Here is a 7,341-nt window from a genome sequence, read left to right on the forward strand (position 1 = left end):
TGGATGCCAATATCAGCGGGCCTTTAACGGCCCGCTGTTTGTCTTTTGTCTTTTCGCTTTTGCGAGCCTACCGATGGGAGTGCGAATGGTTTCAAAATCGCTGCCGCCCGAACCCTCCGCATCTTCTCGTGCTTCTGCTCCTACTGCCGACAGGGCGCCAGGGAAGACGCCGCGTTTTGGCGAAGATATCGTACTGGAAGTGAGGCGTCTGACTAAGCGTTTTGATGAGGCCGTTGCGGTAGATGACGTCAATCTTCAGGTCAAACGCGGCGAGATATTTGCCTTGCTAGGCGGGTCGGGGTCGGGAAAGTCGACGCTCCTGCGTATGCTGGCTGGCTTTGAGACGCCCAGCGAAGGGCGCATTGTGTTAGATGGCATCAACATTACCCAGATGCCGCCGCATAAGCGTCCCATCAATATGATGTTTCAATCTTATGCGCTGTTTCCCCACTTAAGCGTGGCGCAAAATATCGCCTTTGGGTTGAAACAGGATCGTTTGGCAAAGGACGAGATTGAGGCACGCGTGGCGCATATGCTCAAGCTGGTGCACATGCAGCGCTTTGCCAACCGCAAGCCACATCATCTCTCTGGTGGTCAGCGCCAACGGGTGGCACTGGCGCGTTCGCTGGCAAAGCGGCCCACGCTTTTGCTTCTCGATGAGCCGATGGGCGCGCTGGATAAAAAGCTGCGCACCGAGATGCAATTAGAAGTTGTGGAGATCATCGAGCAGGTAGGCGTGACCTGCATCATGGTGACCCATGATCAGGAAGAAGCCATGACCATGGCCGATCGCGTGGCAATTATGGCCGATGGCTGGATCGAGCAAGTTGGCTCGCCGGTGGATGTCTACGAAAGCCCCGTGAGCCGTATGGTGGCGGAGTTCGTCGGCACAGTGAACTTGTTTGAAGGCGAGGTTACCGAAGATGCGGCGAGCCATTGCCGGATTGAGTCGCCTATGTTGGCGCGGCCGATTTATATCGATCATGGCGTTACCACCCAAGCCGATGAGCGCTGTGTATGGGCGGCAATTCGCCCTGAGAAGGTTTGGCTAACGCGTGAGCAGCCACAGGGTATGTGTAATTGGGAGCAAGGCGAGGTCGAGGACATTGCCTATTTAGGTGGTTTCTCGCTTTATTACATTCGTACCTCTCGTGGGCAGTTGATCAAAGTCCGGATGGCCAATACTGAACGCCGAGGCGACCGGCCGACATGGGAGGATGCGGTTTATGTGTACTGGGAAGATCACAGCGCTATTGTGCTTAATCGCTAGGCAAGGGGAGTAGGCATAATGCAACGTCAAGTGACGGCATGGGCCAAGCGCTTGCGATTAGGCCGCCGAGCGATTATTGCGTTACCGCTGGTGTGGCTTTCGCTGTTCTTTCTGCTGCCGTTTGTGCTGGTGCTCAAAATCAGTTTATCCGAGGCGGCGATTAACGTGCCGCCCTACGGCCCGCTAGTGGAGTACGCCAACCAAACGCTGCATGTTTTGCTTAACGTAAGTAATTATCTCTTTTTGTTGAGTGATTCGTACTACGTGGCGGCGTACTGGGGGTCCATCAAAATTGCGGTGACGGCAACGCTTGCGTGTCTATTGCTTGGCTACCCAATGGCATATGCCATGGCGCGCGCGCCTAAACGCTGGCAGCTGGTGCTGATGCTGTTGGTAATGCTGCCGTCGTGGACCTCGTTTTTGATCCGCATTTACGCCTGGATGGGCATTCTGGGGAATAGCGGTTTGATCAATAATTTATTGCTGTGGATGGGGGTTATCGACACACCGCTGCGCATGATGAATACCCCGTTTGCAGTGATCATCGGCATCGTGTATGCCTACCTGCCGTTTATGGTGTTGCCGCTTTACGCGCACTTGGCGCGGCTGGATAACTCGCTGCTGGAAGCGGCGTCAGATCTTGGCTCGCGGCGTTTTAATACCTTTATGAAAGTCACGTTGCCACTGTCGACGGGCGGGATTATCGCTGGCTCGATGCTGGTGTTTATTCCCGCGGTAGGGGAGTTTGTGATCCCTGAGCTCTTGGGTGGGCCGGATACGCTGATGATTGGGAAGGTGTTATGGGATGAATTTTTCCAAAACCGCGACTGGCCCGTGGCATCGGCGTTGGCAATGGTGATGCTACTACTTTTGCTGATCCCGATTGTGTGGTTTCACCGTTACCAGTCGAAGGAGATGAAGGCATGATCGCCAGCCACCGCGTTAACTTTTCCACCGTGATGCTGGTGCTAGGGCTTTTGTTTCTCTATCTGCCCATGGTGGTGTTGGTGGTGTATTCGTTTAACGTCTCCGAGCTTGTCACCGTTTGGGCGGGATTTTCGCCTAAGTGGTATGGCGCGTTGTTTGAAGACGAACAAATTCTCTCAGCGGTGTGGACGAGTCTTCGCGTTGCGTTCTTCTCCGCCAGCATGGCGGTGTGCTTGGGCACGGTTGCGGCCTTTGTGATGACGCGCTTTGGTCACTTTCGTGGCAAGACGGCGCTCTCAAGCATGGTGACCGCGCCCTTGGTAATGCCGGAGGTGATAACGGGGTTGTCGCTTTTGCTGCTTTTCGTGCAGATGGCGCAGCTAATCGGCTGGCCGACAGACCGAGGTATGACGACGATCTGGATCGCCCACACCACCTTTTGTAGCGCCTACGTGGCAGTGGTGGTTGCCGCGCGGCTGCGCGAGGTGGACCGCTCGATTGAAGAGGCGGCGATGGATTTGGGCTCGCCACCGATGAAAACGTTTTTTTCTGTCACGCTTCCGGTGATCTTCTCGGCGCTGGCGGCGGGTTGGTTGTTAGCGTTTACGCTCTCGCTGGATGATCTTGTGATCGCAAGTTTTGTTTCTGGGCCTGGGGCTAACACTTTGCCGATGGTGGTGTTCTCATCGGTGCGCATGGGCGTTTCGCCAAAAATCAATGCGTTAGCCACACTCATCATACTCACCGTGTCACTGGCCACGTTTGTCGCGTGGTATTTGATGCGCCACAATGAGAATAAGCGCCGCGTAACACTCGAAGCGGATGCGCAAGATACAGCCCAGTTAAGAAGAGCAAGGGCTAACCAGGTATCTGAGTAGCGAATCGGTTAGGATAATGTCGTCCACCCATAGCCAATAGTGAGAATGACGATGATTTTACGCCCGTTAGCCATTGCAGCTGTTTTTGTTCTGCCGCTGGCCGCCCAGGCCGAAACACCCAATTTGACGCCAGGTGATTGGGAATTTGTCAGCGTAACGAGCATTGAGGCGGATATGCAGATTCCGGATCAAACGGATACGGATCGCCAGTGCATTACCCAAGAAGAGCTGGATAGCGCTGATTTTGGTTTTATCGAAGAAGAAGAAGGCTGCGAGCTTCTCAACCAAGACATCAGTGCTGATGGCCTCTCTTACAGCATGGTATGCCGCGCCGACGGCGGTGAGGCGAATATTGAAGGCGAAATGCGCTTTATGGGTGAGCGTGTCGAAGGCGATGTAGAAATTTTCACCCAGTCACCGATGGGCGAAATGACCATGAACACCCATATTGAAGGCGAACGCGTAGGCGACTGCTAATGCTCCATGAGTCTCTCAGTGGGTAGCGGTGACGTCTTAATGTCTGCTTAGTCGATGATTAATTGTACATAAGCCCTATGGTTTTTGACGCAAGTACATAGAACGCAAGATAGCCCGTTACGCTGGCGATTCACCCTGCAGCTGGTACCCTAGGCGCTTTATTACAGGGATGCCCAACATGACGTTTGATGTGGTAGTCATCGGCGCGGGTGCCGCCGGCCTTATGTGCGCGGCACAAGCTAGCTATGCCGGGCGCCGCGTACTATTGCTCGACCATGCGAATAAAGCGGGTAAAAAAATCCTGATGTCCGGCGGTGGCCGCTGTAACTTTACCAATCTCGCGACGACACCACAGCATTTTTACTCGGAAAATCCTTATTTCAGTATCTCAGCGCTTAAGCGTTACCGCCCTGAGCACTTTGTGGAACTTGTCGAACGTCACGGCGTTGATTACGTTGAAAAAGCACCTGGGCAGTTGTTTTGTGCCACCTCAGCAAAAGATATTGTGCATGTGTTGCTCACCGAGTGTGACTGGGCGGGCGTTGACGTGCAGCTAAAAACACGGATTGATCGTGTCGAGCGTAATGGCGAGGGGATGCGCCTCACGACCTCCAGCGGATGCATCGATGCTGGCGTGGTGGTAGTAGCTAGCGGCGGGCTTTCGATACCAACCATGGGAGCGACGGGGTTTGGCTATGATATTGCCCGCCAATTTGGGCTTGAGGTGTTGCCCACGCGACCGGCGCTGGTGCCGTTTACTCTGAGCGAGCCGTGGAAATCGCGCTTTGCCGAACTTGCCGGCGTTAGCGTGGAAGTATCGGTGAGTTGCCGCGACAAGTCGTTTCTTGACCCCATGCTCTTCACCCATCGCGGCATTTCGGGCCCGGCGATGTTGCAGATTTCTAGCGTTTGGCAGCCGGGCGATGCCTTGACCCTCGATATTTTGCCAGGTGAAGACGCTGGCGAGGCATTACGATACGCTCGCGAAACCACACCTAAACGCCAGCTTTCAACGTGGTTGGGGGAGCGTTTTCCCAAACGGTTGGTTCAGGCGCTAATGAGCTGGTACGTCGATACGCAGGAAGGTCGGCCGTTGGCGCAGTACAGCAATGCTGAGCTTGACGCCTGGGCGACCCGGCTTAACGCTTGGGAACTCAAGCCTTCAGGCACAGAAGGATGGCGCACCGCAGAAGTTACGCTTGGCGGCGTGGATACCGCGGCGATTTCCTCAAAAGACTTCAGCGTGAAAGATTTACCCCAGCTTCGTTTTATCGGTGAAGTGCTCGATGTCACCGGTGAACTTGGCGGGTTCAACTTTCAATGGGCATGGGCCAGCGGTGTGGCATGCGGGCAGGCGTGTTAATCCGTTAGCCGACGGAGTTTTTTCAACGCGACATACCCAGTGAGTGCGCGTTTGCCTACATAAAGTAGCCGGTTTGGTTGACGCAAAAGCTTCCACGCCACGATGCCGCCCAACAAGGTGAGCGGGGTTTTATATCGGGCGATGCTTTGACAAGTGGCGTCTAGCGGGGCGCCTGCACGTTGCAGGCGCAAGCTTTCCACCATCATATCAATGCGCTGCTGCTCCAAGCGGCTTAACAGCTCACGTCTGCGCTCAGCGCGCGACAAAACCTTGGTATCAGTGTTTTTCATCGGGCTCGGCATCGTCGTCTAGCTCCATTAGCGCTCGATCCGTGGAAAATTGGTTCAGCGTCTCTTTAAGCAGTGTATGCCGTTTCGCTTGGCGAATAGCGATAATACCCAGCAGTAAGCTAGTGAAAATCAACACACCGGCACTGATGCTAATGGCGGCAATTCGGTAACTGTCCCAAAAAAGAATAATTACCAAGGCCGTTAATGTTGCTACGCCTAACAGCAGCAACAATAGGCTTGCGCCAGCGAGCAGAACCAAGGTGAGTAATCGGGCGCGCTCTTCTTCTAGCTCCAACACCGCTAAACGCAGCCGCGTTTCGCCATTAGCGAGCAGCGTTTGGAGCAAGCGTTTAGCGGCGGAAAAGACGCGCTGGCTAGGCCCTAGCGCCATTATTTACGCCCAAGTAACAATCCTACGACAACACCAGCCGCCGCACCGATGCCGATACTGGTCCACGGGTTGTCATGCACATAGCGGTCACAGCAATCAGCTTGTTGTGTGAGCGAATCGCGAGTTTCGGCATAGATTTTTTCACCCCGAGCTTCTAGGCGTGAGCGGGTGTCTTTTAGTCGGCGTTCAGCACGCGATCGCAAGTCGTTCATTTCAGAGCTTGCGTCTTTTGCCGTGGCGTTAACCAACTCCTCAACGGTGTCGCTGAGTTGACGCAAGTCTTCTTTGAGCTGTTCAGACTGTTCGGAATAATGAGAAGGACGTTTAGCCATGAGGTCTTCCTTTGACGATAAATGTATATGGATTTCACTGTCAGCATAGCAGTCACAGCGAAGGAGACAAGAAAGGGGAGATCACTAGCGGTTTAAGCCAGTGGGGGTAAACAGCGGGTTAAGGCTAAAACCTATGCTTAATCGGTGCACTCGGTGGTCATAATCAATCAGGCTCTCGCCGTAGCCATAATAGTATTGCACATGCGCACGCAGATTATTAAACGTGGGCCAGCTGTAATCAATTTGAGTGCCGTAATTGCCATATTTGGGGTTGCCGCGCCACTGCGCCATGATTTCGTGATCGCGATTTAGGCGTTTAGCCAGGCGAATGTCGCCATACCCCATATAGTGGTGAATGTCGGGGTTATCATCTTCGCTTTTTGCTTCGGGAATGCGCCAATGGGGAGAGAGTACGATCGCCCACTCACCGCGCTGAAAAATGCTTTCGGCATATATCCGATTCCAGCTTCGCGATAGGGTATCAGAGCGCCCGTTAGACTGATGATTAAGGGCAATACGGTTACGGGCATTGACCCAACCGAAAATATTCCAGGCATTATCGAAATCGATAAAAAGCTCCGGCTCATAATTCGTCTCGCGAAACGGTGAGGATGCATCGGTGTTAAAGGCCTGCCACCAGCTACGCTGGGTGTATCCAAAGTACAGATCACCTTGGCCGAGAAATAATCCACTTGCGATGCCCACTTTGGTACTGAACTGAAATTTTAATTCGGCATTGTCAGGCGGCGCGTCGGTTCCGATAGAGCGAAAATTGTCACGGCTTGGGTTGGCGTTATAGCTAAGGGGCAGCAAATAATTGGTGCGATGCGTGGTAATTGAAAAAGGGTTGCGGTTTGAGGCTTGTTCGAGCTCACGCCGCTCGTTGATATTTTCAATGGCGGTCGCTTGAGCCTCAGAGGGTGTTTGCATATCCGCTCGTTCGAAAAATGCGCGGCGAGTGCTATCTTCTTGACGCTTTTCTAAGGCGTCAAGCTCGGCATTTAGGGCGCTTAACTCACTGTTGAGCGCTTGGATGCGTGCTTCAATCGCCTCGGCCTCACGGGTAGGCTCTTGCGCAGTGGCGTCGACCGCAACCACGAGTGTTAGAGAAAGAAGCGTCGCTAACCATCGGTACCGGGTAACCATCTTATTGACTCATTTTAAATGAAAGGATAAATGCCACCCTTGTTTCTATCACGCTCCTGAGGGATGTCAACTGTTCTTAATTGCCCTAAGCCTAACAAGCACTGACAATATGCCCAAGCGCTTCTCATAAGCGCTTTCATACAATGGTTCGGACAGTTTTAAAGAAAGCCTGATGCTCAGATAATGGGGTCTCTGACAACATCACCACCCGAGCACAGGCTTTCATGGAAATAGTCAATACGGTCTTGCAGCAGATGTCCAGCCTCA

The 7,341-nt window shown here is 53.4% G+C and carries 9 protein-coding genes; 5 read left to right on the forward strand and 4 right to left on the reverse strand.

From position 1 onward, the window contains the following. Positions 1-85: 85 nt before the first annotated feature. The 5 genes from potA (at position 86) to M8006_RS07490 (ending at position 4,915) form a co-directional block, all read left to right on the forward strand. Positions 86-1,270: a polyamine ABC transporter ATP-binding protein gene (potA, locus tag M8006_RS07470; RefSeq protein WP_250080826.1), complete on the forward strand. Its 1,185-nt coding sequence runs from the start codon at positions 86-88 to the stop codon at positions 1,268-1,270. Between the two features lie 18 nt (positions 1,271-1,288). Continuing rightward, positions 1,289-2,197 (forward strand): ABC transporter permease subunit, encoded by a 909-nt coding sequence (locus tag M8006_RS07475; RefSeq protein WP_250080827.1) that lies wholly within the window; start codon positions 1,289-1,291, stop codon positions 2,195-2,197. Then, positions 2,194-3,075 carry an ABC transporter permease subunit gene (locus tag M8006_RS07480; protein WP_250080828.1) on the forward strand — a complete coding sequence of 294 codons (882 nt, stop codon included), beginning with the start codon at positions 2,194-2,196 and terminating at the stop codon, positions 3,073-3,075. The genes M8006_RS07475 and M8006_RS07480 overlap by 4 nt, the downstream gene beginning before the upstream one ends. Before the next feature lie 51 nt (positions 3,076-3,126). Beyond that, positions 3,127-3,552: a DUF3617 domain-containing protein gene (locus M8006_RS07485; protein ID WP_250080829.1), complete on the forward strand. Its 426-nt coding sequence runs from the start codon at positions 3,127-3,129 to the stop codon at positions 3,550-3,552. A gap of 178 nt (positions 3,553-3,730) precedes the next feature. Beyond that, positions 3,731-4,915 carry a BaiN/RdsA family NAD(P)/FAD-dependent oxidoreductase gene (locus M8006_RS07490; protein ID WP_250080830.1) on the forward strand — a complete coding sequence of 395 codons (1,185 nt, stop codon included), beginning with the start codon at positions 3,731-3,733 and terminating at the stop codon, positions 4,913-4,915. On the opposite strand, the gene M8006_RS07495 is transcribed toward M8006_RS07490, so the two are convergent. The 4 genes from M8006_RS07495 to M8006_RS07510 form a co-directional block, all read right to left on the reverse strand. Beyond that, positions 4,912-5,217, reverse strand: coding sequence for a YqjK family protein (locus M8006_RS07495; protein ID WP_250080831.1), 306 nt, complete (start codon positions 5,215-5,217; stop codon positions 4,912-4,914). The genes M8006_RS07490 and M8006_RS07495 overlap by 4 nt on opposite strands. Continuing rightward, on the reverse strand, positions 5,192-5,596 hold the full coding sequence (locus M8006_RS07500) for a phage holin family protein (RefSeq protein ID WP_250080832.1): 405 nt from the start codon (positions 5,594-5,596) through the stop codon (positions 5,192-5,194). The genes M8006_RS07495 and M8006_RS07500 overlap by 26 nt, the downstream gene beginning before the upstream one ends. Beyond that, on the reverse strand, positions 5,596-5,928 hold the full coding sequence (locus tag M8006_RS07505) for an ElaB/YgaM/YqjD family protein (protein ID WP_250080833.1): 333 nt from the start codon (positions 5,926-5,928) through the stop codon (positions 5,596-5,598). The genes M8006_RS07500 and M8006_RS07505 overlap by 1 nt, the downstream gene beginning before the upstream one ends. A gap of 84 nt (positions 5,929-6,012) precedes the next feature. Continuing rightward, entirely contained in the window at positions 6,013-7,074 is a 1,062-nt protein-coding gene (locus M8006_RS07510; RefSeq protein ID WP_250080834.1) for a phospholipase A, read from the reverse strand. Between the last annotated feature and the right edge of the window lie 267 nt (positions 7,075-7,341).

This window comes from Halomonas llamarensis, from assembly GCF_023555005.1.
Lineage (GTDB): Bacteria > Pseudomonadota > Gammaproteobacteria > Pseudomonadales > Halomonadaceae > Vreelandella > Vreelandella llamarensis.